The organism is Azoarcus taiwanensis (assembly GCF_012910885.1).
Taxonomy (GTDB): Bacteria; Pseudomonadota; Gammaproteobacteria; order Burkholderiales; family Rhodocyclaceae; genus Azoarcus_F; species Azoarcus_F taiwanensis.
Genome location: NZ_WTVM01000008.1, coordinates 20,347 through 45,641 on the forward strand (window position 1 = coordinate 20,347; position 25,295 = coordinate 45,641).

The window sequence follows — 25,295 nt, forward strand, 5'->3', positions numbered from 1 at the left end:
CGATGGACCCGTCCAGATCGAAGGCATTGCCATCCTTCTGCGAGACCGCTTTGCTGATCATGACCGGCTTCTGAGCCCTGAGGGATGGAACGTACAAGCCGCAGCCCACGATCTCCTTCAGGGAGAATTGCTTTGCGCCGTACAACCAAAGCACCGCCGGCACGGCTTGCCATAGGGGAACACCGTAGTGCTGGCAACCTTTTCGAATGGTAGCGAAGGCATTCACTTGGCGTTAAAGACGCGAGTGAGAGGTCGTTTCCCTGTTGTTCGGTGTTCTCGTTCGTTAAAGCAACGTTATGCTGAGCGTCGGCTTTCCGAATGACTTGTGTCTGAGGATCAATCGGTTAAGCGCGACTACGAAGCGGACCGTGCCGAGGCGGGCAAGCCCGGCCCGCTCAAGGGCCTTTTGGGAGGCGTGGTTATCCAGCGCTGTTTCTGAGACGGCCGACGCGAAGCCGGCATGCTTGGCGGCGATGAGGCGAGCCCGGATCGACTGCGTCTGTAAGCCACGGCCTCTGAAGCGTCGAAACGTTCTGGCGTTGCCGAGAAGCGCCGTATCGGCGTTGAAACCCAACATTCTGAGGGTTGGAGATCCTTTCATAACGAAGGCGAAATGGGCCAGCGTGCCCTTGTGGTAAGCCACGAGTCCAATGGCTGAACCTTGCCGGATATCGTCAATATAGGCTTGGTTAGATGGGGCGGCAGCGACAAGATCCGCGACAACGGTTTCAGGCAGCTCTTCGTTGCAGTGGAGCAGAAGAGGCTCGAACCCAACGGGCCATTCCGGTGGCGGGAGGTCGGCTAGATCATGCCCGAACACGACATGCGACTGATAGCGCAGAACGCGTCGGGCCGCGAAGCGCAGGAACTCACCCGGGCCCATTCCACGGGTCCGGGCTCGAATCCGATCTGAGAAACTATTACCGGGTGCGGTCAAGGTCGTTATGTAGATCGAGGTTGTGCATTCACGCGGCGTTACGACGGATCAGTTTCTTCAGCCCTTTTTTCAGCCCCATTCGGTCGAGGAAGCTGGCGGCTGAACTGCTGAAGGCGTTCAGCGATCGATGTGCTTGCAGGCTTATGCGGATTTGAGCCGTTGGTTTCAGAAGTAGCAAATTAACGCAGTTCGCTTGGTGGGTACTGAAGAGCAGTTTGTGATCACCTTCGCCTTCGGTAAAGTCGAAGAAGCGATAACATTTTTCGGCAAAAAGCTGCTCCAGCGCCAGCCATTGCAGCACCGTGCCTGGCGAGAGCTTCCCATATTCCGGGTCATAGCCGAGAAAGGCATATTTGACGCTGCCGTCCTTGATGGGGCAGTAGAGGTAGGACACGGGCCGCCCTCGATCGTACAGAAGATAGCCGCGGATCTGGTCATGGGCTGCGCGTCGGTGGAGGCGTTCGACGAATGACGGGCTGTCGGGCAGACCGGCGTCGAGAAGACGTTCCTGGTAGGTCAGGGCCGAGACGGCTCGCGCCTCCCGATGGAACTGCGGCATTTCCTCAGGCCGTCTGAATTCCCTGAAGTCGAGACCGCCGGTGTGTTCGGCGAATTTCTTGATCTTGCGCCTGATCGTCGAGCGGGTCTTGCTCGAGAACTGCGTGGCGTAGCCTTCGAAATCACCGGACATGTCGATGTAGCTGTGGAGATAGTGCTTGGTCGGATAAGCGATCAACCCTTTGCTGTTGGCGAGCACTTGAGACAACCCGCTCTCAGGCAATCGCGCGAGGTAAAGGCCAGCGCAGTCGTCCGGAAGTTCGGTTGGCAGAGAGACGGTGACGCCGTTTGCGATCTCTGCCATTGAGTGCACCTTTCGCATCACAGGCAATTGGCGTTCGGCCAAACCGATTTCCCCGAAACGAAAGGTCAGGTAGAACTGAAAGCGTTGCCATTCGGCGGAATCGGTGCTCAATGCAGCCTCCGCAAGACTTGCTCGCCGTGGCGAATGGTGGTCGCAATGACGCTGACCGTCCTGGACGCGTTGAGGCTTCTATGGAATTCGATGCCGTTGCGCCAGATCTCGACGTCGAAGGTGAGCAGGATGTTCAAAAAAAACCTTTCATTTGCATGCGTGCGACATGCACGCGTGGTGCTGAGGTTTTAGCATAAGCGGGGCGGGATTGCGATGAAGGTTTTGTCGCGAGGGGCGGTTGCGGACTTCGAAAGATCGGTTGGTATTGCGTGTGGCGCGCACCCTGTCTTGCTTGCCAGGGTAAGTGGCATCGCTTGATTCCTGCGGAGGCGGTTCTGTTGGCTGTCGGGGTTCGCGGCTGACGCCGCTCCTACAGGTGGTGGATGCGCTTGTGGGTGGGGTGGGAGCGGCGTCAGCGTCAGCCGCCAATCTGCTTGTCACTTGGGCTGGGCGGTTGAATCGGGATACGTGCGCAGCGAATGAAGGGTGTTGCTGGTTTCTTCCAGACCGATTGGGGCGGATTCGCTATAGATCTGGTTGCGTTCCCCCCGCTGTTGGTAACCCGGGTCGCCCCTCGTTATCCGCACCGCAGGCCCGCGGCCGACGACGGTGTTGTGGCTGAAATCGATTGCGCGGGGCAGGTGGTTGTGGGGCTGAAAGGTCACGGCCTCGCCGTGCTGGTTGATGAGCTCGTTGTAGTGGGCGGTGACGTTGCCTTCGGCCTGAAAGAGGCGTTCGGTGGGGTTCTGGTAGAAGAGGTTGTGCTCGACGAGGTAGATATCGTCGCTGCCCGGGCCTTGCAGGGGCCAGTGGCCGAGGAGCAGGTTGGGGCGGGCGCGCTCGCCGGTGGCGCCGCCGGCGGATTTGTCGAAGACGTTGGAGCGGATGATGGTCCGGCTGGGTTCGGTGGGCATGCCGGGCAGTTCCGGTCGGGGCAACTGGTGCTTGATCTGCATGTTGTAGCCGGTGGTGTGCTCGATGTGGTTGTGCTCGATGAGCCCGGCAACGAAGGGGGCGCGACCGTCGGAATTGCCGAGGTAGAGCCCGGTGCCGACGTGACTGATATGGTTGTTGCGGATGACCCAGCCCCAGGCGGGGGTTTTGGTGGAGATGCCGTTGAAGGCCTGGGCGGCGTCGAATCCGGTGATGACAAGGTTTTGCAGCGTGACATCGTGGGCGAAGCGGCCGCGCCCTTCCGCGACGATGCCGTGCGAGCGGGTGCCGCGTCCTTCCAGCCGGAGGTGTTGCAGGGTGATGTGGCCGACATTGATGAGGCTGACGGTGATCTGGCCGTCGCGCCCGACGAACACCGCAGGCGGGCCGGAGTCCGGGCCGGTGATGATGATCGGCGCTTCTGCGGTGCCGGCCAGGTTGCGCAGCGGCAGGCCCCGGGTGTATTCGCCCGGCGCGAATATCAGCATGTCTCCAGCCTGGAGGTGGGGCAGTGCCTGGCGGTAGTCGTCGGGGGTGACGAAGAGGGTGCGTTGGGCGAGCGCTGACGCGGCGACCAACAGGCCCAGCGGCAGAAGAAGCCATCGTATCGCCGCTCTCACGGATGCCGCCTGTTTCGGTCACTGCCCAGTGCGACGATGCGTGAAAGGGCAAAGGCGAGGATCATTGCCAGCAAGGGGTCGGTAATCTCGGCGGTGCGGCCGACGACGTGGACCTGGGCGGCTTCAATCAGTGAAAGCCAGATTGCGAGGGTGATTGCACCCGATCGCCAGCTCGCGCCGTTGAGGTGCATGAGATGGAGCACGCTGCCGTAGAAGAAGCACTTGTAGATCAGGTTGAGTACATTGCCTTCCATGCCGCCGCTGAGGAAGCCGGCAAAGGGAAGCCACTCGAAGCTGTTTGCCCAAGGCGCAAACTGGTAGGGGTGAAGGCCGCTCGCGAGCAGCGAAAATAGCAATAGGAGCGTGACGCCCGTTGGTGCTTCGGGGTGTCGAAGTGCGGGCAGCAGCGCGAGCGCTATTCCGAGCCCGGCAAGGTTGTTGGCGCTGAGCGTTTTGTTGACGAAGAGCGGCTGCAACGCAACGACGAATACTGCAACGGCGCCGACTGTGAAGACACCCAAGCGGGGAATGCTGCAGCGGAGCAGGATGAGCATCCACGCGAGCCAGCCGGCGGCGTTGGCTGCTACGCGCGTGGGGTCGAGGCCGGGCGTGAGCAGCAGGGGCTTGAGGGCGTTCTTGACGTTTTGTGGGTCGAGCGTTGGAACGAGTGGAAACCAGCGGTAGCCGACCCACAGCACAGCGAGCAGCAGTGGCACAGCAAGCGCCTTGTTGTGATGGCTCGATCCCAATGACAAGCTGAGCGTGCGCGCCGCGTAGCCCGCGCCAATGCCGAGTGCGAGTCCGATGGCGTTGACGACGGCGTCGCCTACCTCCGGGCTGCGACCGGGAATCCACAACTGGGCGACTTGCAGGGCGAACGCGAGCAAGAGCGCGAGGACCACGGTGAGGAACAAGGGCACGCGTTGCCGCAGGCCCGGTTCGGCGGCGAGCAAGCCGATGAACCCGATCGGCGCGAAAAGAAGCACATTCGCGATGAGATCTCCCCGGCTCGTGAGGAAACTCCAGTCGCTGATGAAGGCTTGAAACTCTGGCCAGCTGATATCGTCGGCCCGGAAGCCGAAGGGGTAGAGCGAGCCGTAGCTTACGAGCACGGCCAGGATCAGCAGCAATGAACGCATGCGTGGACCCTAGTGGCGCAAGGGCTTGGCTGCAAGTTTCATGTCAGGCGGTCTTGCGGGCCACGATCAGCACCGAGTGACTCAGCAGCGCACCCAGTGGCGGGATGAGCTTGAGCATGGCGCGCAACGGCGCGGACTCGAGCAGCGGCTGCAGGCTCTGCAGACGACCGGGGGCGATTGGAACCCAATGGGTTTCGACGGCGAAGCCGGTTTGCTCGAGCTGGCGGCGCAGTGCGTCGGCGGTTTCGTAGCGCAGATTGGCAGGGCGGCGCAGCAGCTTCTTGAGCAGGTGCGGTGCGCAGTGCGCGTTGAGGGCATCTACCCATAGCGTGCCGCCAGGTTTGATGGCGGCGGCCATCTCGGCCAGCGCCTGGTCTGAGCTTGACAGCGCCTGCAGCACGCCGAAACAGAGGATGCCCTCGGCGCTTTGCGGTGCGAGGGGCAGCCGGGTGACGTCGCCGACCACCCAACCGCCCACCGTTGGGCTGCGTTGCGCGGCCTTGGCGACGCTGGGTTGGGAGTAATCCACGCCGATGACTTCAAGCCCCTCGTCGGCAAGCATGCGGCTGTAACTGCCCGCGCCACAGCCGATGTCGATCCAGCGCGAGCCGGCCGGGGCGCCGGTCCAGTGTCGCTTGAAAGCACGGATGCGCGTCTGCAACCCGCTCTCGCTCCAGCCGGCAATGCCGGCATCGTGGTCGAGCGCCTGGCCACGCTCGGTGAAGCGACGGCGCCAGTGTTCTTCGAACTGGGAGCGAGGCATGTCAGTGGTGGGCGCGGGATGTGAGCGGCATGGCGGTATTGTAGCCGGCGATGGCTGTACGGGCGGGATCACCCTTGCAAGTGGCGAGACAATGTCGGTAAATCGCATGTTGCGGGAAGCGACCAAACGCGTCATGTCCAACTATAATTGCGCCCGATCCCGGCGGCCCCACACCGGTGGCGTGCACTGCAGGGGCGCTCGCCGAGAGACGATAAACAAAAGGGAGTGAAGATCTTGGATGCTCGTAAGGAAGTGCTGTCGATACTCGACGATGTGCTCAGCCTGAACGGTCGTGCTGCGGCCTTCGGTGACGACACCCCGCTGCTAGGTGCAGTGCCGGAGCTGGATTCGATGGCGGTGGTCGGTGTGATCAACATGTTGGAGGAGCGCTTTGGCTTCTTCGTGGACGACGACGAGATCGACGGCGCGACCTTCGAGACAGTGGGCACGCTGGTAGCGTTTGTCGAGGGCAAGCTGGGTTGAGCAGAGCTTAGCCGCGAATAGGCGCAAAGCGTCAGGGTTGCTTGAGACGCGCCTCGTGGGTGGCCATCCACAACTCCATCATCATCAGAACCCACACCATCTCGCCGTAATAGCCGGGGTGGGCTGGCAGGTGCGTGTCGAGCAGTTCGTCGATGAAGCCCGGCCGGATGATGCCGCGGGTCTTCAGGCTGGCGAGGGTGTCGCGGGCGAGCGCCCTGAGGCCGGGGTGTTGGCAGGTCCAGACGCCGAAGGGCAGGCCGAAACCGTGTTTTTTCTTGGCGATGATCTCGTCCGGCAGGAAGCCGCGCAGCGCTTCCTTGAAGAACCAGCGCAGGGTCAGGCCCTTGAGCTTCCAGTCTGGTGGGATGGAGAGCGAGAACTCCACGAGCTCATCCGATAGCAGCGGAAAACCGACATCCACGCCGGCCAGTTCGGTGGTGCCGACGACCTTGGGCAAGTCGTTGTCGGCAAGAGTGTACTTCCAGTCCCACTCGAGCATGCGGTTGACCAGGTTGTCGGTGCCGGATGCGGCCCAGGTTGCGCGTTGCAGCGCGTGCGGGGCCTGGCGGTCGATGCGCGTGAGGAAGTCCGGTTCGAACAGATTGGCGGGGCCAAGACGTTCGAGCAGGTTGTACATGTTCAGGCGGTCGGGCATCGGCACCCTGGCCTGTTCGACGTAGCTCACCCCTTTCTTGATCAGCGGCACGCGGTCCATGCCGGGCAGGCGCAGGGCGGGCTCGAGCGCGGCCTTGCGCATCAGGCCGGGGATGTGCTCGTACCAGCCGAAGATGCGTTGTTTGGCGTAGCGGACGTTGCCGCCGAAGAGTTCGTCGCCACCGTCGCCGGCCAGCAGCTTGGTGATGCCGTCGGCCTGGGCGCGACTGGCGCAGACCCATGCAGGCACCGCGGAAGAGTTGCCGAACGGCTGGTCATAGTGGGTGGCGACCTTGGGGATGCCGTCGAGCAGGTCGTCCGGGGTGACGTAGTACTCGCGGTGGTCCACGCCAAAGCGCTTGGCGGCGATACGCGCGTATTCCATCTCGTCGTACCCGCTCGCATCGAATCCGATGGAGTAGGACCGTGCGGGCTGACCCAGCACCTTGGTGAGCATGCCGGCGACCGTGGAGCTGTCGGTGCCGCCGGAGAGAAAACACCCCACTTCGCCGCTCTCGGCCTCACGTGCCACCGAGGCTTGCACGATGTCGAGAAACTGCTGCTTGCGCGCTTCCAGGTCGCCGAATTCGTGCTCATAAAAGCGCGGCTGCCACCAGCGGGCGGCTTCGCAGGCCTCGGGCGACCAGTCGAGTTGGTGGGCGGCATCCAGCCGGCGAACACCCTGGAAGATGGTCTCGGGTGCGGGGATGACGTGAAAGTAGAGGTAATCGTAGATCGCTTGCGGCAAGATCTCACGATTGCCGCCGGGTAGCGCATCGGCGCGGTCGGAGAAGGCGAGGGTGCTGTTCAGGGCCGAGTAGCAGAGTGGCCGGGTGCCGAAACGGTCGGTGATGAGCGTCGCGCGCGGCCGTGCGGTGTCGAGCAGCACCACCGAGAATCGTCCCTTGGCGTGCGTGGGTGTGGCTTCGCCCCAGCGTTCAAGTGCCTCCAGCCATGCGGCAGCCGGACCGACACGGCGGGCGAGGGCGTCGAGCTCGTCGGAACCGAAAAGCGGCAGCCCCCCGACCAGGCAGATCATCGGGCCGGCACGGTGGGCCGAGACGTGCTTGTCGTGCGCGACGAAGCCGCCTTCGAATTCGATCAGCGCATATTCGGCGCGGTCTATGGCGCTGAGGTCAGTCTGGGCTTTGGCAGAAGTGGCGGCAATCGAGCCGAAGATGCGTGCGGACAAGAGCTGCTCCATAGTCGGCACGAGGCCGAATCATCATCGGCGAATGGTCGGCCAAATTGGATGACATATCAAGCGAGGAAGTCACGAAACAGCGTTTTGTGGCGGACGATGGTGAGTGCCCGGTGTTGGGCTTTTTTCGCGGCTTACGCCGCTCCCACAGGTAGTGGGAGCGTTTGTGGGAGGGGTGGGAGCGGCGTGAGCCGCGAAGGTTTCCGATAAAATGCTGTGGTCATGAATGCGCAGTCTCATCTTCTCCGAAAAGGCCGCTTCTCTGAAACTGGACGTATCTATCTCGTGACCACCGTCATACGTGAAAGAGCGCCCGTATTCAGCGACTTGCAGATTGCACGAACTGCCATCGCCCAGTTACGTCATGTGACAAATGCCTTTGCGTGCGAGACGCTCGCCTTTGTGCTCATGCCAGATCATCTGCACTGGTTGGTGCAGTTGAACCGGGCCGAGTTGTCGCGAGCAGTCGGGGCATTCAAGGCAAACTCGGCTCGGCAGGTCAATCTCAGGCTTCGAATGAATGGGCAGGCTTTACGGCAGAAGGGCTTTCATGATCATGCGCTACGACGGGAGGAGAGTCTGCTTGATCTGGCCCGGTACGTCGTGATGAATCCCGTTCGGGCTGGCTTGGTGCGGAGACCCGGTGAGTATCCACATTGGGATGCCTTTTGGGTTTGAGCGTGTTGCGGCGCGCTCGACGGTGGAGTTCGCGGCTTACGCCGCTCCTACAGGTGGTGGTGGCGCTTGTGGCAGGGGTGTGTGCCGCGAATGCTCGACAACACTTACACCAGCACCTCCACCACCTCCGGATGCCCCAGAAACCGTTGCGGGCTGGCGCTCGCGCCGTAGGCGCCGGACTGGAAGACCACGACGAGATCGCCTTCCTGCGCATGGCCGAGCGGCATCTTGTCACCGAGCAGGTCGAGCGGTGTACACAGCGGGCCGACCACCGAGGCGGGTTCGACGCCGTCTGGCGGGGTCATGCGGTTGCCGATGGCGACCGGGTAGTTCTTGCGGATGACCTGGCCGAAGTTGCCGGAGGCGGAGAGGTGATGATGCAGACCGCCGTCGGTGACCAGGAAGGTCTGGCCGCGCGAGATCTTGCGGTCGAGCACGCGGGCGACGTAGATGCCCGCCTCGCCAACGAAGTAGCGACCAAGCTCGAGTACGATCTCGGCGTCGGGCAACTTGTCGGCTGCTTCCGCGACGATGGTGGCGAGATTGTCACCGATGGGGGCGAGGTCAAGGGGTTGTTCGCCAGGAAAGTACGGAATGCCGAAACCGCCGCCGAGGTTGAGAAAACGCACTGGTGACGGGGCATGTTCGGCCAGGCGTAGCGCAAGGTCGAAGCACTTGCGTTGGGCCTCGACGATGGCCTCCGGGCGCAGGTTTTGCGAGCCGGCGAAAAGGTGGAAACCCTCGAAGGCGAGGCCGGCGCGGCCGATGGCTTGCAGCAGTTCCGGCACGGCCTCGGCGTCGACGCCAAACTGCTTGGGCCCGCCGCCCATTTTCATGCCCGAAGCCTTGAGCTCGAAATCCGGATTGACGCGCACCGACACCCTTGCGGGCAAACCCAGCTCGGCCGACGCGGCGTCGAGAATCGGCACCTCGCGCGGTGATTCGATGTTGACCATTATGCCGGCGGCGACCGCCTGGCGAAGCTCAGCGTCGGTTTTCCCGGGGCCGGCGAAGCTGATCTCCTGTGGGTTGGCTCCGGCGTCGAGCGCGACCATGAGCTCTCCGGCCGAGGCGACGTCGATGCCGTCCACCAGCCTGGCCATGTGGCACACCAGCGCCGGCATGGGGTTGGCTTTCATCGCGTAATGCAGCTTGATGCTGGCGGGCAGCGCGGCGCGCAGCGTCGCGACGCGGGCATCGAGCAGCCGGCGGTCGTAGGCGTAGAAGGGGGTGCGGCCGACACGAGCGGCGAGTCGGCTCAACGGCTGGCCGCCGATGAGGAGTTCGCCGTCGGCGCTTTGAAACTGGGCGATCGGGGCGTGTTCAGGCGTCTTGCGGTCGGTCATTGTTCTGCAGCCGTTCCAGGTATTCGGTGGAAAGTGTCTTGCGGTCGATCTTGCCGTTGGGATTGCGCGGCAGTGGGCCCGGGCGCACCTGCACATGGGTAGGCACCATGTAGGCGGGCATGCGGGTGCGGCACTCGGCGAGCAAGGCAAGCATATCCAGATCGCCACCTTCCGGCGGCGTGACGATGATGCAGATGGCCTGGCCAAGGGTGTCGTGCGGTACGCCGAAGGCGGCGCATTCGCCGACCATGCGGGTGGCGTAGAGAACTTCCTCGACCTCGGTGGGGCTCACGCGATAGCCGGAGGTCTTCATCATCTCGTCGCGACGGCCGATGAAGTAGAGGTAGCCCTCTTCATCCATGCGCACGTTGTCGCCGGAGAAGACCGCGATCTCGGGCAGAACCAGCCCGGATTCGCGTCCACCGACGCCGGCCGGCAGTGGCTTGAAGCGCTCGGCGGTTTTCTCCGGGTCGTTCCAGTAGCCTTGGGCCACCAGAGCGCCGCGTTGGACGAGCTCGCCGGGTTCGTTCGGTGCGCAGGGGCTGCCGTCGTCGCGCAAGACCAGCACTTCGGAGTTGGGGATGGCCTTGCCGATGGAGTCCGGCCGGCGGTCGACCTCTTCGGGCGGCAGGTAGGTGGCCCGGAAGGCTTCGGTGAGGCCGTACATCAGGTAGGGGCGTGTGGCAGGCAGCATGCCACGCAGCCGGGTGAGCGTCTCGAGCGGCATGCGGCCGCCGGTGTTGGCGATGTAGCGCAGGTGCTCTGCGATGGACGCTGGCCATTCGAGCTGGGAGAGCTGAATCCACAACGGAGGCACCGCGGTGAGACCGGTAATCTGTTCGCGTTCCATTGCCTTGATGACGTCGCGCGGCATCAGGTAGTTGAGCAGCACGACGCGGGCCCCGGCGTGAAATGCGGTAGTGAGCTGCGAGAAGCCTGCGTCGAAGGATAGTGGCAGCGCGGCGAGCAAGGTATCGTCGGCGCGGTTCTCGAGGTACTGCGCGACGCTCTTCCCGCCGGTGACCATGTTCCGGTGCGATAACACCACGCCCTTGGGGCGGCCGGTACTGCCGGAGGTGTAGAGGATGGCTGCGACGTCGGTGTCGATGACGCGATGGCCTTGAGCCGATGGCGCCTCGAGCAGCGCTGCCCAGGCGTGGGTCGTGGTGCCGGCGATTTCGGGCAGGCTGTCGGCGGCGCCGGTGACGACGAGATGGCGCAGATCGTGGCATTCGGCGAGTGTTTCTACCAGTGTGGTCGCGCGTTCGGGCGAGGTAATCAGCGCACGCACGTTGCAGTCACGCAGGATATGGCCTACCTGCTCGGGCTTGAGAATCGGGTTGATCGGTACGAATACGCCACCGGCCGCGCTGGCGCCGAAGAAGGCTGCTACCGTTTCGAAGCGCTTGTCGAGATAGATCGCGACCCGCTCGCCGCGAGACAGGCCGAGATGGAGCAGGCCGTTTGCGACGCTGCCCACCAGGTCTTCGAGCTCACCGTAGCTGAGGGTGTCTTGGGCGAAGGTCAGTGCCGACGCGTCGGGCGCGCGCGATGCGGAGGCCTGGATCAGCTGGTGCAGCAGGTGGGTGTGGTTCATGGTCTGTCCGAGTCTTTATGACAAGTCTGTGGAAGTTTAGAGCATCGCCTCCCGGGTGGGTGTGGCAAATTGCTGGCTTGCGGCCTGTTCACCCGCCTCCTGCCTAGCGATTGAGCGGCGTCGCTGGGCTGATTCTTCCCGGTCGCCCCATGTAAAAGGCGAAGAACTCGTGTGACCGCGCCTCTTGTGTTCGATCGCCGGCAGTCAGCCCGGCGGTGCAAGCCTGAGCGTCGGGCGGCTGGGCGCGCTGGCGCTCAAATGGAGGTAGGGAGGCTGACCGAGCAGGGAGAGCTGCCACTTACCGATGACGACGAATGTCGCAGTGGTGATATCGCGCAGGCCGAGGCGCTTGTGTGAAGCAAGCGATGCCGGGTTGAAGGCCGATATCCGGGACACCGACCAGCGCTTGCCGGTGTCGAGCATGTGGCGGTTGGCTGCGTCCCAAAGGCGTGAGAACGTGCGGCCGATGCGATAGCGCGGTTCGACATACACGTCGAAATCCCAAACGCAGGTATCGGGCGAGGCGAGCTCGTAACGGCAGCGCACCTCGTCCTCTTCGTAGGCGTTTTCCATCAGCCAGAGAAAACCGGCGAACTCCTCGCGCATGTATGCGCCGAAGCACAAGGCGCCGTCCGCATAGCGACGGGCGATCACCTCGGGTGGCCGTGGGAAGGCTGCTACCGCCGGATCGTGTTCAGGCACGGGGCGAATGACGAGTGCCGCACCCGGGCGTTCCTTCTCGGGGGGGGGCTCGCCGACCGGTTGGGCGACGAGGTAATAGCGGATGATCCGCGCCCGGTCCCGCGTCAGCCGCGACAGAGCATGCGCTGCCGCATACCACAGGCCGTTTGCGAGCCCGAGCTCGGCGATCGAGTGTCGAAGGCGCGCCAGCATTGCCCGCGTCTAGCGCCGCAGTTCGCGGCTTACGCCGCTCCCACCCTTCCCACAAGCGCCTCCAGCACTTATGGGGGCGGAGTAAGCCGCGAATGCCAGCGCCCCATTGGGCACTAGCGCGCGCCTCTCAGGCAGCTTTTCGCGGCTCACGCCGCTCCTACCTTTCCCACAAGCGCCTCCAGCACCTGTAGGAGCGGCGTAAGCCGCGAAAGGCCGTGTGGTGTGCTCATTCAGGTTGCGCATCATCCGTGCGTAGCTGCCTTCACTTGCTCTTGATCATCGTGCCGACCCCGTGGTCGGTGAGGATTTCCAACAGCAGGCAGTGCTCGACCCGTCCGTCGATGATGTGCACCGACTTGACGCCGCTGCGGGCGGCGTCAAGGGCAGAGCCGATTTTGGGCAGCATGCCGCCGGACAGGGTACCGTCGGCGACCATGTCGTCTACGTCGCGCGGCGTGAGACCGGTGAGCAGCTTCCCGTTCTTGTCGAGCACGCCCGGCGTGTTGGTCAGCAGCACCAGCTTCTCGGCCTTGAGGATCTCGGCAAGCTTGCCGGCAACCACGTCGGCGTTAATGTTGTAGGTTTCTCCGTTTTCCCCGACGCCGATCGGCGCGATCACCGGAATGAAATCGCCCTGGTCCAGAAAGGCGATGAGGCTGGGGTCGATGCTGGTGATTTCGCCCACCTGGCCGACATCGACGAGGTCTCCAAGGGGGGCGTCCTTCTTCTGCATCAGCAGCTTGCGCGCGCGGATGAAGTTGGCGTCCTTGCCGGTCAGACCGACCGCCTTGCCGCCATGCTGGTTGATGAGATTGACGATCTCCTTGTTAACCTGGCCGCCGAGCACCATCTCGACCACCTCCATGGTCTCGGCATCGGTTACCCGCATGCCCTGGATGAACTCGCCCTTCTTGCCGACGCGGGTCAGCAGGTTCTCGATTTGCGGGCCGCCACCGTGCACCACCACCGGGTTGAGACCAACCAGCTTCAGGAGCACCACGTCGCGTGCGAAGCAATCCTTGAGGTGGGCGTCAGTCATGGCGTTGCCGCCATATTTGATGACGATGGTCTTGTCGAAGAAGCGCTTGATGTACGGAAGCGCCTCGGCGAGGATCTCGGCCTTGAGAGCGGGTGCGACGTTCTTTGTGCTGGGCTTGGCAGTGTCTGACATGGCGGGGTCCGGTGGTGATTCTTCGTAGGGGTCTATTCTAAGGAAACCCGGCACGATTTGCTGCGCCGCCGAATGGCCGGTGCGCCGAGATGGTGCGTTTCGCGGGGTTCAACGCAGCACAGCGCCCGCATAATTTCACGGGAAACTGAGCCTCGTGATGGTAGCATCGCGCCTGTTCTGCGAAGTATGCGTTTGGAAAAGGATTGCGGATGAACGTCACGGTTTTCGGCACGGGTTACGTTGGTCTCGTAACGGGTGCTTGTCTTGCCGACGTTGGGCACAACGTCATGTGCATCGATATCGACGAAGCCAAGATCGAGGGGCTTAAACAAGGGCGGATTCCGATCTACGAACCCGGCCTCGAGCCAATGGTTTTGCGCAACCATGAGGAAGGCCGCCTGCACTTCACGACGGATGCAGCCGAGGGCGTGAAATTTGGTGCGTTGCAGTTCATCGCTGTGGGTACGCCACCCGATGAGGACGGCTCGGCCGATCTGCAGTACGTGCTGGCAGTGGCGCGCACGATCGGCGAGCACATGGACGACTACAAGGTGATCATCGACAAGTCCACCGTGCCGGTGGGAACGGCCGACAAGGTGCGCACTGTGGTCGCCGGCGTGTTGGCCGAACGCGGCACGGATCTGCCGTTCGACGTGTGCTCGAACCCGGAGTTCCTCAAAGAAGGTGCGGCGATCGAGGACTTTACGAAGAGCGCCCGCATCGTCGTGGGCACCGACTCGGAACGGGTACGCGAACTGATGCGCGAATGCTACGCGCCCTATAGCCGCAACCACGACAAACTCATGTTCATGGATGTGCGCGCGGCGGAACTCACCAAGTACGCAGCCAATGCGATGCTGGCGACCAAGATCAGTTTCATGAACGAGATCGCGAACCTTGCGGAAAGGCTGGGCGCGGATGTGGAGCAGGTTCGCCTCGGCATCGGCTCCGACCCGCGCATCGGTTACCACTTCATCTACCCTGGCTGTGGCTACGGCGGCTCGTGCTTCCCAAAGGACGTGCAGGCGCTAGCTCGGACCGCGGTGCAGGTGGGTTATGAGCCGGAACTGCTGAATGCAGTCGAGGCTGTGAACAATCGCCAGAAGCAAGTGCTTTTCGACAAACTCAGCCAGGCGTTTGACGGTGATCTGACGGGTCGTACGATCGCTGTCTGGGGCTTATCCTTCAAACCCAACACCGATGACATGCGCGCGGCGCCCAGCCGGGTCCTGATGGAGTCTCTCTGGGATGCGGGAGCGAGGGTACGTGCGTTCGACCCGGAGGCCATGCACGAGACCATCCGGATCTACGGCGAACGCGACGGCCTCACGCTGGTGGAGCACCCCAATGAGGCCGTCGAGGGTGCCGACGCGCTGGTCGTGTGCACCGAATGGAAGCAGTTCCGCACCGTCGATTTCACTTGGCTCAAGAGCAAGCTCAAGCATCCGGTGCTGGTCGACGGCCGCAACATGTACGACCCCCGCCAGGTCAAGGCCGCGGGTTTGATGTACTACGCCATCGGCCGTGCGGATTCGCTCAAGCCGGTGATGTGAGAGTCGATTCGCGGCTTACGCCGCTCCCACCCCAGCCGCATACGCGTCCACTACCTGTAGGAGCGGCGTAAGCCGCGAACAGCAGCGGTGGAGTCGGACGCCCGCATTCGGATCGGGCGCAGGCTTTCGCGGCTTACGCCGCTCCTACCCGCACCGCAAACGCTTCCACGGCCTGTAGGATCGGCGTAAGCCGCGAAGCGCGGCTGCCGGCTCAGTCGATGGCTAGCCGCTTGGCCTGTGCGGCGGCTTTCTTGGGCAGGGTGAGCTCGAGGACGCCGTCGTTGAAGCGGGCGTTGGCTTTGGATTCATCGACTTCTTGGCCGAGCTGGAAGCTGCGGGACACCTTGCCGAAGTAGCGCTCGGTGCGCAGTACGCGTTCGCCGTCCTTGATTTCCTTCTCCTGTTTGCGCTCTGCGGAGATGGAAACGACCGGTCCGTCGATGTGGACATGGATGTCCTCCTTGCGCACACCGGGTAGCTCCGCATGCACCTGATAGCCATCGGCATCTTCCTTGACGTCGACCCGCATCTCGGGCGCCTCAACCGCGCCGCCGCTGCCGTATTCGACGGGACGAACGAAGAAGCCACGGAAGAAATCGTCGAGAGGATCGCGACGGGTGATGTTTGCCATGATCAGCCTCCTTGTTTCGTGTGGGTTGCCCTTTCGGGTTCAATACGAATATAGGTTCGGCAACCGGGATTTCAAGGGGGTAAGGCCTCTTGCGCCGACTCAGGAGCGGGAATGCCCGCTCAGGCGACGAACGAGTTCTATGATGGCATCGCGGTTGGTCCACGAGAACACCTTGTTTGCCGCTGCGTCGGCCGGGAGCCAGAGTTGGGCTGTGTGCTCGTCGGGGGCGAGCCGCACTGGCCGAGGGGCCGGAATGCTGACGCTGAAGACGTGCTCGGTATTGTGGTGGACGCCGGGCGCGTAGCGGTGACGCCAGCGGGGGTGGATCTCGAAGCGGTTGGTCTGCTGCCAGTTCTGCAGGGCGTCGGCTCCGACCTGAAGGCCGGTTTCTTCGACGAGTTCGCGCCGGGCAGCGTCCAGCGGGGTTTCGCCATTTTCCAGACTGGCGGGGACCGACTGCCAGAAACCGGGTGGGTCCTTGCGCTCCAGCAGCAGGATTTCCAGCGCCGGGGTGTGAACCAGCACCAGTACAGATTCCGGGCGTTTTAACTCGGATGTGCTCATGGCGCGTCGGTTGTGCGCCAGAAGACCCACATCGGCAGGCCGTGTTCGCCGCGCTCGATGACTGTTTCTGCCAGGATCTCTTCGCAGGTTTCAAGTGCTTCGGGCGCGTGGCGGGCGATCGCGGTGCGGCCTTCGATGAGGAGCACATGACCGGCGGCCCCCAGCCAGTCGAGATCGGCGAGGCAGTCTGCGAAGGCATCCCAGTTTTCGCCGAACCAGCTGGGGAACGCCAGTGCGCTGCCGAAGGCTTGCAGCAGACCAGCCTTGTCGCTGCAGTCGGTCAGATCGATTCGAGCGAAGAACAAGCCGCGTTCGGCCGCTTCTGACGCGAGCGATTGGGGGCTGTCGATATCGGTCGAATGAATGCCGGGGGCCAGCCCGGCAACCGTGCCGGGAGGCTTCAGGCTCACGGTCGGACCTCGATCTGCCTGAAGCTACGGTAGTGGTCGTCGGTGTAGTAGAAAACTTCCGGGGGGTCGCCGCCGGTTACCCAGCGTCGTGCGCCTCGGGTTGATGAACCCGGGGTTTCGATAGTGTATTCCCGGTAGAAGCCGAGCGGCTTTTGTGGCAGCAGGCGCTCGCGGTTCTGGAACGTGGTGCCGTCCTGACGGTAGGGAAAGGGGCCTCCGGCGAATATCAGGTCGAGCGTATGAATTGCCTCGCGAGGTACGCCGAACCTCGCGGCACGGGTGTCGACGCTGTTCGCAGGCGGCTGGCTGACCGTCGGCACAGGTTGGCCGGGCTGAGTGGGCAGCAACCCCGGAAAGTGACCCTGGATGGCGGCATAGGCAAGGGCGGCAACTACTGCGACGACGCCGAGTGCTCTTGATCTGATCATGGATTCACTTGATTCGAGGCGGGATGTTCGAGACTGGTGTCAGGATCGTCCCATGAGCACCGACGCGGCCGCATCCCGCCTCGCCTCGGTGAGGGATGCGGTGGCTGCGCCGGCACGAATGCCGTACTTCTTGACCAGACCTTGCTGGAAGGTGACGATCGCTTCGAGGCGCGGGTTGCTGGGATCCAGTTTGCGGCATCGGAGAATGAGCTTGCGCGCCTGGGCGGCGAATTGCTCGTTCCAGCCGTTGCGCTCGATGTGCCGCAGCAGCGCGAGCGCGGCGTTGAAGAGTACGTGCGGATTGCCTGGCAGGCGGCGTGCGGCGTTCATCATCTCGCTCACGGCACCGTCGAAATCGCCGGCCTGCGCCTTGACTGCGCCAGCGCCAATCAGGCGCTTGACCTCTTCTTGAATGCCGGCGTCGATGGCGGTTGAGATGTCCTGCCGGCCGCGATCGCGCAACAGCTTGTGGGTCTTGGCCAGCGTCTCCTCGTCTTCAGCGTTCCGGAGGACGTCTCCCACGAGGTCTTTGCACTCCGTCTCGAGACCATTCTCGAGACAGGCTTTGATCAGCTCATGCTTGAGCGAAGTTGCCAGTGCAGCGGACGTCGCCCCCTTTGCGGCTTTCTCCAGGATCTCTCGCGCTTCGGCGCGGTTGCCAGATGCCTGCAGAACCATTGCTTTGGCGAGTGCAGTACAGGCTCGCGTGGCGTCGTCGCCACTCATGCTGCGCTCGAGGTCGCCGACGGTCGTCTGGGCGTCGTTGAATTTCTTCTGAATAAGCTGGGCCTTTACCAGGCGCACGTGATCCTCCGGGTCGCGGAAGTCCGAGTACTTGCCCATGCGCACCACCTCGGTGAGCGCCTTCTCGGCCCCCTCGTAGTCACCGGCACCAATGGCGATCTGGCCGAACTCACGGAGCCGGCCCACGCGGTGGGGCGACAATTCGATCGCACCCCGCATGACTTCGTGTGCCTGCTGCACTTGACCCATGGCTTCGCGGGTGCGGGCTAGCCAGTCATAGGCCTCGATGTAGTAATCGCGTTCAGCGACCAGAGTGGTGAGAATCGCTTCCGCGGCTGGATAGTCCGCTCGGCGGTAGAGCTGCCGGGCGATACCGAGCTGGGCCCAGGGCACCGGTTGCTCCGCGACGATAGCCTGGAAGATGGACTCGGCCTGATCGATGGCGCCCAGGCTCTCATGCAGTTCCGCCCGAAGCCGCATGAAGTCGCGACGATGCCTTGGATGGAGTGCTTCCTGCTCTTCACAGTAGTCGATGGCGCGCGTGGTCTCGCCTGCGTCGATCATCTTCCAGGCGGGCAGAAAGATCTCGCGACGCATCATGACGCGCTGCAATCTCGAGAGCAATGTTCCGGGCGTAAGCGGCGTAAGGATGTAGTCGTCCGGGGCGAGCTCCGCGGTGCCGATCACGCGTTCGTAGTTGCGCTCGCTCGAGATCATCAGGAAAACCGTTTCGCGCGGGATGATGTCACGAGTGCGCAAGTCTTCGAGCAGGTGCTGCCCGTCCTGTCCTTCACCGAGGTCGTGATTGCAGAGAATGACGTCAAAGCGTTCTTGCTTGAGCTTGCGCACCGCGGCGCCGGCACTGGTCGCATACTGAACTTCGGTGATGTTGAAGTTCGTGAGCATGGTGCGCAACTGCCCGCGCATGCTCTGGCGCGCTTCGATGACCAGGACTACGAGGTTTTCGAGCTGAATCATGTGTGGGGCGCTGTGTTCGTTCAACCGGCGAGAATAATCTGCCTGTTTCTTATCTCATGGGTCGGATCGCCGGGTTAATCCCTGAGCAAAAGCCTACCATCAGATTTACGGCTGTTACAGAGGCATTCTGAAGCAAAAACGCCCGCGAATGCGGGCGTTTTCGAGCGTGAAGCTTCGAGATGTCAGTTCTTGGCGATTTCGACCTGAGTCTCGACCTTCTGGCGCAGACGGATGTGGAGCTCGCGGAGCTGGCGCTCGTCGACGTCGCCCGGCGCATCGGTGAGCAAACACTGGGCTCGCTGGGTCTTGGGAAACGCAATCACGTCGCGGATGGATTCTGCGCCAGTCATCAGCGTGACGATGCGGTCCAGACCGAAGGCGAGACCGCCGTGCGGCGGCGCGCCGTACTTGAGCGCATCGAGGAGGAAGCCGAACTTGATACGGGCTTCTTCCTCATCGATGTTCAGCGCGCGGAAGACCTTGCTCTGGATGTCGGCACGATGGATACGCACCGAGCCGCCACCGATTTCCCACCCGTTCAGCGCGAGGTCGTAGGCCTTGGCGAGGCAGGCACCCGGGTCGCTTTCGAGCAGATCGAGGTGTTCGTCCTTGGGGGACGTAAAGGGGTGGTGGCAGGCGGTCCAACGCTTGTCTTCTTCGTCGTACTCGAACATCGGGAAGTCGACAACCCAGACCGGCGTCCAGGCCTCGCCGGTGACGAAGCCCTTCTCATGGCCGAGCTTGACCCGCAGGGCACCCAGCGCATCGTTCACGACCTTGGCCTTGTCGGCACCAAAGAAGATCAGGTCGCCGCTCTGCGCGCCGGTGCGCTCGAGGATGGCGCGCAGCGCGTCCTCGCTGAGGTTCTTGACGATCGGAGACTGCAGGCCTTGCTCGTTGGGCTGGGAGGCGTCGTTTACTTTTATGTAGGCCAGCCCGCGAGCGCCGTAGATGCCTACAAAACGCGTGTATTCGTCGATCTCTCCGCGGGTCAGCGTGGCGCCGCCGGGCACGCGCATGGCCGCCACACGGCCGCCGCTGTTCGCCGGGCCGCTGAACACCTTGAAGGCGACTTCGCGCACTGCATCGGTGACTTCGGTCAGCTCGAGCGTGACACGCAGATCGGGCTTGTCCGAGCCGTAACGTCGCATGGCTTCGGCGTAGGTCATGCGCGGGAAGGGGTTGGGCAGTTCGACGTCCAGCGACTCCTTGAATACGAAGCGGACCATCTCCTCGACCAGGCCGGTGATCTCGATCTCGTTCATGAACGATGTTTCGAGGTCGATCTGGGTGAATTCGGGCTGACGGTCGGCGCGCAGATCTTCGTCGCGGAAGCACTTGGTGATCTGGTAGTAGCGGTCGTAACCGGCGACCATCAGCAACTGCTTGAAGAGCTGCGGCGACTGGGGCAGCGCGAAGAACTGGCCGGGATGCACGCGCGAGGGCACGAGATAGTCGCGGGCGCCTTCCGGAGTGCTCTTGGTAAGCATCGGCGTTTCGACGTCGATGAAGCCGTTGGTATCCAGGAAGCGGCGGAAGGCCATCGCGACCTTGTAGCGCAGCATGAGGTTCTTCTGCATCTGCGGGCGACGCAGGTCGAGTACGCGGTGGGTCAGGCGGACCGTCTCGGACAGGTTGTCGTCGTCGATCTGGAACGGAGGCGTGACCGATGCGTTGAGCACTTCGATCTCGTGGCACAAGACTTCGATCTCGCCCGACACCAGGTTGGCGTTCTCAGTGCCCGCCGGACGTCGGCGCACCTTGCCGGTGATCTGGAGCACGAACTCGTTGCGGATGGATTCGGCGGTGGCGAACATCTCCGGGCGGTCAGGGTCGCACACGACCTGTACCAGGCCCTCGCGGTCGCGTAGATCGATGAAGATCACGCCGCCGTGGTCGCGGCGGCGCAGTACCCAGCCGCAGAGGGTGACGGTCTGATCGAGATCGGCGGCGGTGACCTGGCCGCAGTAATGAGTTCGCATCGCTAATTTTCCAAACTAAAGCACGGCCCGTGGGCCGTGCAGCTGTTTCAAACAGGGTGACGGTCAGGCCGGGTGGCAGGCACAGGACCCGCCGCAACCCGCCGCGGGCGTGTCGGACGAGGCCGGTGCACTTTCCGAGGGGGTGGTTGGTTTGCTGGAGCCGCTGTTCTTGAAATCGGTGGCATACCAGCCGCTGCCCTTCAGCTGGAAACCGGCTGCCGAGAGCAGCTTGACATAGCTGTCGGCGCCGCAGGTCGGGCAGGTGCTCAGGGGTTCGCTGTTCACTTTCTGCAGGTGCTCTTTCTGAAAGCCACAGGCATTGCAGCGATATTCGTAAATCGGCATGGACGTCTCCACAGGCAAGCGCGAAATTTTAGCAGATACCAACTGGTGCCGGGGATATGGGGGTGGAGAGACCGCTTTTCAAGCGGTCACTCTGGACGGTTCAACCACGCTTTCATCCCCCTTTTGAGCCGAGTGAGTGGCGAACGCCTGCGCGAGATCCGGCGCCGTGGACGATCCACGGACCGATTCGCGGCTTACGCCGCTCCTACAGGCGATGGCTGTCGCCGCGCCAGGTGCATAGCCACTGCCTGTAGGAGCGGCGTGAGCCGCGAACAACGCCATTTGCACCTTCAGTGCCATAGGGCGTGTTCAGCGAAACGAACCGCACCATGGCGAAAGACCGGATCTCGCTCAGAAACTGCTCAGGTACGTGGCAGTGATCGCGTCACCCCAGAACAACGCGATGATGCCGGCTGCGGCGAGGTAGGGGCCGAAGGGGATCGGAACGCTGCGTTTGTGGCGGGCGAAAGTGATGAGGGCGATGCCCACCACTGCACCGACCAGCGATGACAGCAGGATGGTCAGCGGAAGCACCTGCCACCCCAGCCAGGCACCGATGGCGCCAAGTAGCTTGAAGTCTCCGTAGCCCATGCCTTCCTTGCCGGTGGCGAGTTTGAACAGCCAATAAACCGACCAAAGGGAGAGGTAACCCGCCATCGCGCCGATCACCGCGCTGGACAATTCGGTGTAGGTGCCGGCAAGGTTGAAGGCGAGACCGAGCCAGAGCAGGGGGAGCGTGCTCTGATCTGGTAGCAGCTGGGTGTCGAGGTCGATGAACGCGAGTGCGATCATCGCCCAGATGAACAAAATGGCACCGACCGCCGAGAGCCCAAAGCCGAAATGCCAGGCCGCGAAGCCAGTGAGGGCTGCAGTGAGCAGCTCGACCACCGGGTAGCGGCTACTGATGGAGGCGCCGCAGTGTCGGCAGCGGCCACGCAACAACAGATAACTGAACAGCGGAATGTTGTCGAGCGCACCGATGCCGCCGCCACAGTGAGGGCAGCGCGAGCGCGGCATGGCGAGATTGAAACGTTCGCGATCGGCGGGCAGCTCCTCTCCGCGCAGCTCTGCAGCCTGCGCTTCCCATTCGAGCTCCATCATCTTGGGAAGGCGATGGATGACGACGTTCAGAAAGCTCCCGACGAACAAACCCACCAGCGTGGCGAGCGGGATGAAGACGAGCGGATCTTCCAGGAACTGAGGCATGAGCGGCTTCTAGACGAGGTGACGCCCGACCGTGGCCGGGCGTCCGGGCAGCGGGAGGCGGGGCGGGTCAGACCACCGCGCCGAGCTTGAAGATCGGCAGGTACATGGCGACGACGAGACCGCCGATGACCACGCCGAGGAAGACCATGATGATGGGCTCCAGCAGGGTGGACAGGCCGGCGACTGCGTCATCGACTTCCTGCTCGAAGAAGTCCGCCACCTTGCCCAGCATCGAGTCGAGCTGACCCGATTCCTCACCGATCGAGACCATCTGCACCACCATCGTGGGGAAAACGCTGGCGTTTTGCATCGACACCGTGAGACTGCTGCCGGTGCTGACTTCGGTCTGGATCTGCTTGGTGGCGGTCATGTACACATGGTTGCCCGAGGCGCCGCCAACTGAATCGAGCGCCTCGACCAGCGGTACGCCAGCAGCGAACATGGTTGATAGGGTCCGCGCCCAGCGCGCGACCGTGGCCTTTCGCACGATGTCGCCGACAACCGGCAACTGCAACACTACGCGGTCGACCAAGTTCTGCATCTTGGGTGATCGTTTATACAGGTAGCTGATGACCAGCACCGCGCCGATGATGGTGCCGAAGATGAGATACCACCATTCGACGAAGAAGTCCGACATTGCGATCACGATCATGGTCGGCGCGGGCAGATCGGCGCCGAAGCTCGCAAAAACGTTCTTGAACTCGGGGATGACGAACAACATCATCACCGAAATGACCAGTGCGGCGACGATGACGACCGCGATCGGGTAGAACAGCGCCGACTTGATCTTGCTCTTGATCGCGAGAATCTTTTCCTTGTAAGTAGCCAGGCGGTCGAGCAGGTTGTCGAGGATGCCGGCTTGTTCGCCAGCGGCAACAAGGTTGCAGAAGAGGCGGTCGAAGTGCACCGGGTGTTTGCTGAAGGCCTGTGACAGGCTGGCACCGGTTTCGACGTCGGAGCGGATGTCGTTGAGTAGCCGGGCGAGACTCGGGTTGGTCGCACCCTTGATGCCGATATCGAAGGCCTGCAACAGCGGCACGCCCGAGCGCATCATCGTGGCCAGTTGGCGGGTGAACAGGGCGATGTCCTTGTCCGTGATCTTGCGGCCGCGCGACATGCGCTGCTTCTTGATCTTGGTGGTCATCACGCCCTGCTTGCGCAGGTTGGCCTGGACTACGGATTCGGTCGCCGCGCGGACTTCTCCGCGAACGATGCGACCCATCTTGTCCTTGCCTTCCCAGTGGTAAAGGTTTTCCTTGGGGCCGCGTGGGGCGGCGCTGCGAACCCGTGTTGCTGTTGCCATATGTGGATTCCGCTGGTTATTCGTTAGTCGTAGCCAATACTTCTTCGAGCGAGGTGACGCCTTGTCTGACCTTCAGCAGGCCGGACTCACGCAAGTCCTTGACGCCCTCGGCCCGAGCCTGCTCGGCGATGTCCATGGAGTTGCCGTTTGTCATTATGATATGCGCAATCTCCTCGCTGATGGGCATGACCTGATAAATTCCGACCCGCCCCTTGTAGCCGGTGCCACCGCAGCGCTCGCACCCGACCGGGCCATAGGGCTGCCAACTGCCATCCAGATCTTCTGCCTTGAAACCTGCCTGGAGCAGGGCCTCGACCGGAATGTCGACGGGCTGCTTACAGGTGCAAAGCCGGCGTGCAAGACGTTGCGCGGTGATGAGGATGACCGACGATGCGATGTTGAACGGCGCCACGCCCATGTTGCGCAAACGTTCCAGCGTGCCGGGGGCGTCGTTGGTGTGCAGTGTGGACAACACCATGTGACCGGTTTGTGCTGCCTTGATAGAGATCTCGGCGGTTTCGAGGTCGCGGATCTCGCCGACCATGATCACGTCCGGATCCTGGCGCAGAAAAGAGCGCAGCGCCGCGGCAAAGGTCAGGCCAGCCTTCTCGTTCACGTTGACCTGGTTGATGCCGGCCAGGTTGATTTCGGCTGGATCCTCGGCAGTGGAAATGTTCACACCCGCCGTGTTGAGGATGTTCAGACAGGTGTAGAGGGACACCGTCTTGCCGGAGCCGGTTGGGCCGGTGACCAGCACCATGCCGTATGGACGCTCGACAGCTTCGAGAAGCGCCTTCTTCTGCTCCGGCTCGTAGCCGAGCGCGTCTACGCCGAGCATTGCAGAGGACGGGTCGAGAATACGCATGACGATCTTTTCGCCATGCAGGGTCGGAAGCGACGAGACGCGGAAATCGATTGCCTTGTTGCGGGACAGCACAAGCTTCATGCGGCCATCCTGCGGGACGCGCTTCTCGGAGATGTCCAGTCGCGAGATGACCTTGATGCGGGCGGCGATCTTGTCCTTCAGCACCAGCGGTGGCTGCGCAATCTCGCGCAGCACGCCGTCGGTGCGCACGCGGATGCGATAGAACTTCTCGTACGGTTCGAAGTGGACATCTGACGCGCCTTCGTTGATTGCGTCGATGAGCACCTTCTGGATGAACTTGACGACCGGCGCGTCGTCGACCTCTTGCTGCGTGCTGTCGTCGCCGTCTTTTTCGCCCCCCGGAGCCTCCTGGTCCAGGAGATCCATATCGAAGTCGTCGCCCGTCAGTTCCTTGAGTGACTGCTCAGCCGACTCCGAAAGCTTTTCTATGATCTTAGCGAGTTTGTCTGCCTCGGCGACCACAATGTCGAGCTGCATGCCGCTCTGGAAGCGGATCTCGTCGAGAATTCGCATGTTCGCCGGATCGGCGGTAGCGATGACGAGACGATTCTGACGTTTGGAAAGCGGGATGACCTGATGCTTGCTCATCAGCTTCCGGTCGATTGCGTCACGCTCGACCATTTGAGGGTCCAGCGCCGAGATGTCAATCACCGGATATCCGAAGGTGTCCGCTGCAAAACATGCCACCTGGCGGGTCGCCATGAGCTTGCGTTGTGCAAGCTCGAGAATGAAGCCGTAGGGGCCCTTCGCCGCGGCTGCCGAACATGCCGTGGCATCGGCTTCGGAAAGCTTTCCTTGCTGGATCAGCGCGCGGGCGAGACCGCTCAGAGGTGTCTGCGGATTGGCTGCCATGGAGATCGAGTTTGATTTGACGCT

24 protein-coding genes are annotated in these 25,295 nt (G+C 62.7%); 3 read left to right on the forward strand and 21 right to left on the reverse strand.

Annotation, left to right across the window (positions count from 1 at the left end; all coding sequences use genetic code 11):
• Positions 1-283 precede the first annotated feature (283 nt).
• From GPA21_RS02365 to GPA21_RS02390, 6 genes are all read right to left on the reverse strand, one after another.
• Positions 284-883: a hypothetical protein gene (locus tag GPA21_RS02365; protein ID WP_168986612.1), complete on the reverse strand. Its 600-nt coding sequence runs from the start codon at positions 881-883 to the stop codon at positions 284-286.
• Positions 884-965: 82 nt separating this feature from the next.
• Positions 966-1,910, reverse strand: coding sequence for a GNAT family N-acetyltransferase (locus GPA21_RS02370; protein ID WP_168986613.1), 945 nt, complete (start codon positions 1,908-1,910; stop codon positions 966-968).
• Positions 1,907-2,047 carry a hypothetical protein gene (locus GPA21_RS02375; protein WP_168986614.1) on the reverse strand — a complete coding sequence of 47 codons (141 nt, stop codon included), beginning with the start codon at positions 2,045-2,047 and terminating at the stop codon, positions 1,907-1,909. The genes GPA21_RS02370 and GPA21_RS02375 overlap by 4 nt, the downstream gene beginning before the upstream one ends.
• 300 nt (positions 2,048-2,347) lie before the next feature.
• Positions 2,348-3,463 carry a right-handed parallel beta-helix repeat-containing protein gene (locus GPA21_RS02380; protein WP_168986615.1) on the reverse strand — a complete coding sequence of 372 codons (1,116 nt, stop codon included), beginning with the start codon at positions 3,461-3,463 and terminating at the stop codon, positions 2,348-2,350.
• Positions 3,460-4,602: a VanZ family protein gene (locus GPA21_RS02385; RefSeq protein ID WP_168986616.1), complete on the reverse strand. Its 1,143-nt coding sequence runs from the start codon at positions 4,600-4,602 to the stop codon at positions 3,460-3,462. Before GPA21_RS02385 ends, GPA21_RS02380 begins: the two co-directional genes overlap by 4 nt.
• Positions 4,603-4,645: 43 nt before the next feature.
• The gene (locus GPA21_RS02390) at positions 4,646-5,365 is read right to left on the reverse strand and encodes a class I SAM-dependent methyltransferase (protein WP_168986617.1); all 720 of its coding nucleotides are present in this window, start codon (positions 5,363-5,365) and stop codon (positions 4,646-4,648) included.
• A 234-nt stretch (positions 5,366-5,599) separates the two neighbouring features.
• Between GPA21_RS02390 and GPA21_RS02395 the strand changes: the two genes are divergently transcribed.
• Entirely contained in the window at positions 5,600-5,848 is a 249-nt protein-coding gene (locus tag GPA21_RS02395) for an acyl carrier protein (RefSeq protein ID WP_168986618.1), read from the forward strand.
• 31 nt (positions 5,849-5,879) lie between these two features.
• Here GPA21_RS02395 and GPA21_RS02400 read toward each other — a convergent pair whose 3' ends face one another.
• Positions 5,880-7,694 (reverse strand): asparagine synthetase B family protein, encoded by a 1,815-nt coding sequence (locus GPA21_RS02400; protein ID WP_246261706.1) that lies wholly within the window; start codon positions 7,692-7,694, stop codon positions 5,880-5,882.
• 231 nt (positions 7,695-7,925) lie between these two features.
• Here GPA21_RS02400 and GPA21_RS02405 point away from each other — a divergent pair, with 231 nt between their 5' ends.
• On the forward strand, positions 7,926-8,381 hold the full coding sequence (locus GPA21_RS02405; protein ID WP_168986619.1) for an REP-associated tyrosine transposase: 456 nt from the start codon (positions 7,926-7,928) through the stop codon (positions 8,379-8,381).
• A gap of 104 nt (positions 8,382-8,485) precedes the next feature.
• Here GPA21_RS02405 and GPA21_RS02410 read toward each other — a convergent pair whose 3' ends face one another.
• The 4 genes from GPA21_RS02410 to argB all read right to left on the reverse strand — a co-directional run bounded on the left by GPA21_RS02410 (position 8,486) and on the right by argB (position 13,389).
• Entirely contained in the window at positions 8,486-9,727 is a 1,242-nt protein-coding gene (locus GPA21_RS02410; protein WP_168986620.1) for a pyridoxal-dependent decarboxylase, exosortase A system-associated, read from the reverse strand.
• Entirely contained in the window at positions 9,705-11,324 is a 1,620-nt protein-coding gene (locus GPA21_RS02415; RefSeq protein WP_168986621.1) for an acyl-CoA ligase (AMP-forming), exosortase A system-associated, read from the reverse strand. The genes GPA21_RS02410 and GPA21_RS02415 overlap by 23 nt, the downstream gene beginning before the upstream one ends.
• 204 nt (positions 11,325-11,528) lie before the next feature.
• Positions 11,529-12,218: a GNAT family N-acetyltransferase gene (locus GPA21_RS02420; protein WP_168986622.1), complete on the reverse strand. Its 690-nt coding sequence runs from the start codon at positions 12,216-12,218 to the stop codon at positions 11,529-11,531.
• Positions 12,219-12,480: 262 nt separating this feature from the next.
• Entirely contained in the window at positions 12,481-13,389 is a 909-nt protein-coding gene (gene argB, locus GPA21_RS02425; RefSeq protein WP_168986623.1) for an acetylglutamate kinase, read from the reverse strand.
• Between the two features lie 209 nt (positions 13,390-13,598).
• Between argB and GPA21_RS02430 the strand changes: the two genes are divergently transcribed.
• A complete protein-coding gene (locus GPA21_RS02430) occupies positions 13,599-14,942 on the forward strand; it encodes a UDP-glucose dehydrogenase family protein (protein ID WP_168986624.1) in 1,344 nt (447 codons plus the stop codon).
• 211 nt (positions 14,943-15,153) lie between these two features.
• Here GPA21_RS02430 and GPA21_RS02435 read toward each other — a convergent pair whose 3' ends face one another.
• From GPA21_RS02435 to pilB, 10 genes are all read right to left on the reverse strand, one after another.
• Positions 15,154-15,573, reverse strand: a complete 420-nt coding sequence (locus tag GPA21_RS02435; RefSeq protein ID WP_211163384.1) for an Hsp20/alpha crystallin family protein — start codon at positions 15,571-15,573, stop codon at positions 15,154-15,156.
• A 99-nt stretch (positions 15,574-15,672) separates the two neighbouring features.
• Positions 15,673-16,137, reverse strand: coding sequence for a dihydroneopterin triphosphate diphosphatase (gene nudB, locus GPA21_RS02440; RefSeq protein WP_168986625.1), 465 nt, complete (start codon positions 16,135-16,137; stop codon positions 15,673-15,675).
• Positions 16,134-16,547: a barstar family protein gene (locus GPA21_RS02445; protein ID WP_168986626.1), complete on the reverse strand. Its 414-nt coding sequence runs from the start codon at positions 16,545-16,547 to the stop codon at positions 16,134-16,136. Before GPA21_RS02445 ends, nudB begins: the two co-directional genes overlap by 4 nt.
• Positions 16,544-16,975 carry a guanyl-specific ribonuclease gene (locus tag GPA21_RS02450; protein ID WP_168986627.1) on the reverse strand — a complete coding sequence of 144 codons (432 nt, stop codon included), beginning with the start codon at positions 16,973-16,975 and terminating at the stop codon, positions 16,544-16,546. Before GPA21_RS02450 ends, GPA21_RS02445 begins: the two co-directional genes overlap by 4 nt.
• A 39-nt stretch (positions 16,976-17,014) precedes the next feature.
• Positions 17,015-18,697 (reverse strand): tetratricopeptide repeat-containing response regulator, encoded by a 1,683-nt coding sequence (locus tag GPA21_RS02455; protein WP_168986628.1) that lies wholly within the window; start codon positions 18,695-18,697, stop codon positions 17,015-17,017.
• A gap of 182 nt (positions 18,698-18,879) precedes the next feature.
• On the reverse strand, positions 18,880-20,679 hold the full coding sequence (gene aspS / locus GPA21_RS02460) for an aspartate--tRNA ligase (protein WP_168986629.1): 1,800 nt from the start codon (positions 20,677-20,679) through the stop codon (positions 18,880-18,882).
• A 63-nt stretch (positions 20,680-20,742) separates the two neighbouring features.
• Positions 20,743-21,024 carry an FmdB family zinc ribbon protein gene (locus tag GPA21_RS02465; RefSeq protein WP_168986630.1) on the reverse strand — a complete coding sequence of 94 codons (282 nt, stop codon included), beginning with the start codon at positions 21,022-21,024 and terminating at the stop codon, positions 20,743-20,745.
• A gap of 351 nt (positions 21,025-21,375) precedes the next feature.
• Positions 21,376-22,230, reverse strand: coding sequence for a prepilin peptidase (locus GPA21_RS02470; protein ID WP_168986631.1), 855 nt, complete (start codon positions 22,228-22,230; stop codon positions 21,376-21,378).
• 67 nt (positions 22,231-22,297) lie between these two features.
• The gene (locus GPA21_RS02475; protein WP_168986632.1) at positions 22,298-23,533 is read right to left on the reverse strand and encodes a type II secretion system F family protein; all 1,236 of its coding nucleotides are present in this window, start codon (positions 23,531-23,533) and stop codon (positions 22,298-22,300) included.
• A 16-nt stretch (positions 23,534-23,549) separates the two neighbouring features.
• On the reverse strand, positions 23,550-25,271 hold the full coding sequence (pilB, locus tag GPA21_RS02480) for a type IV-A pilus assembly ATPase PilB (RefSeq protein WP_168986633.1): 1,722 nt from the start codon (positions 25,269-25,271) through the stop codon (positions 23,550-23,552).
• Positions 25,272-25,295 lie beyond the last annotated feature (24 nt).

Bases quoted from the DNA above. Each gene is read 5' to 3' on its own strand.
- GPA21_RS02420 (WP_168986622.1), bottom strand. From the start codon at position 12,218: ATGCTGGCGCGCCTTCGACACTCGATCGCCGAGCTCGGGCTCGCAAAC.
- GPA21_RS02410 (WP_168986620.1), bottom strand. From the start codon at position 9,727: ATGACCGACCGCAAGACGCCTGAACACGCCCCGATCGCCCAGTTTCAA.
- GPA21_RS02475 (WP_168986632.1), bottom strand. From the start codon at position 23,533: ATGGCAACAGCAACACGGGTTCGCAGCGCCGCCCCACGCGGCCCCAAG.
- GPA21_RS02435 (WP_211163384.1), bottom strand. From the start codon at position 15,573: ATGGCAAACATCACCCGTCGCGATCCTCTCGACGATTTCTTCCGTGGC.
- GPA21_RS02450 (WP_168986627.1), bottom strand. From the start codon at position 16,975: ATGATCAGATCAAGAGCACTCGGCGTCGTCGCAGTAGTTGCCGCCCTT.
- GPA21_RS02470 (WP_168986631.1), bottom strand. From the start codon at position 22,230: ATGCCTCAGTTCCTGGAAGATCCGCTCGTCTTCATCCCGCTCGCCACG.
- argB (WP_168986623.1), bottom strand. From the start codon at position 13,389: ATGTCAGACACTGCCAAGCCCAGCACAAAGAACGTCGCACCCGCTCTC.
- aspS (WP_168986629.1), bottom strand. From the start codon at position 20,679: ATGCGAACTCATTACTGCGGCCAGGTCACCGCCGCCGATCTCGATCAG.
- GPA21_RS02465 (WP_168986630.1), bottom strand. From the start codon at position 21,024: ATGCCGATTTACGAATATCGCTGCAATGCCTGTGGCTTTCAGAAAGAG.
- GPA21_RS02365 (WP_168986612.1), bottom strand. From the start codon at position 883: ATGGGCCCGGGTGAGTTCCTGCGCTTCGCGGCCCGACGCGTTCTGCGC.
- nudB (WP_168986625.1), bottom strand. From the start codon at position 16,137: ATGAGCACATCCGAGTTAAAACGCCCGGAATCTGTACTGGTGCTGGTT.
- GPA21_RS02415 (WP_168986621.1), bottom strand. From the start codon at position 11,324: ATGAACCACACCCACCTGCTGCACCAGCTGATCCAGGCCTCCGCATCG.
- GPA21_RS02405 (WP_168986619.1), top strand. From the start codon at position 7,926: ATGAATGCGCAGTCTCATCTTCTCCGAAAAGGCCGCTTCTCTGAAACT.
- pilB (WP_168986633.1), bottom strand. From the start codon at position 25,271: ATGGCAGCCAATCCGCAGACACCTCTGAGCGGTCTCGCCCGCGCGCTG.
- GPA21_RS02390 (WP_168986617.1), bottom strand. From the start codon at position 5,365: ATGCCTCGCTCCCAGTTCGAAGAACACTGGCGCCGTCGCTTCACCGAG.
- GPA21_RS02385 (WP_168986616.1), bottom strand. From the start codon at position 4,602: ATGCGTTCATTGCTGCTGATCCTGGCCGTGCTCGTAAGCTACGGCTCG.
- GPA21_RS02455 (WP_168986628.1), bottom strand. From the start codon at position 18,697: ATGATTCAGCTCGAAAACCTCGTAGTCCTGGTCATCGAAGCGCGCCAG.
- GPA21_RS02430 (WP_168986624.1), top strand. From the start codon at position 13,599: ATGAACGTCACGGTTTTCGGCACGGGTTACGTTGGTCTCGTAACGGGT.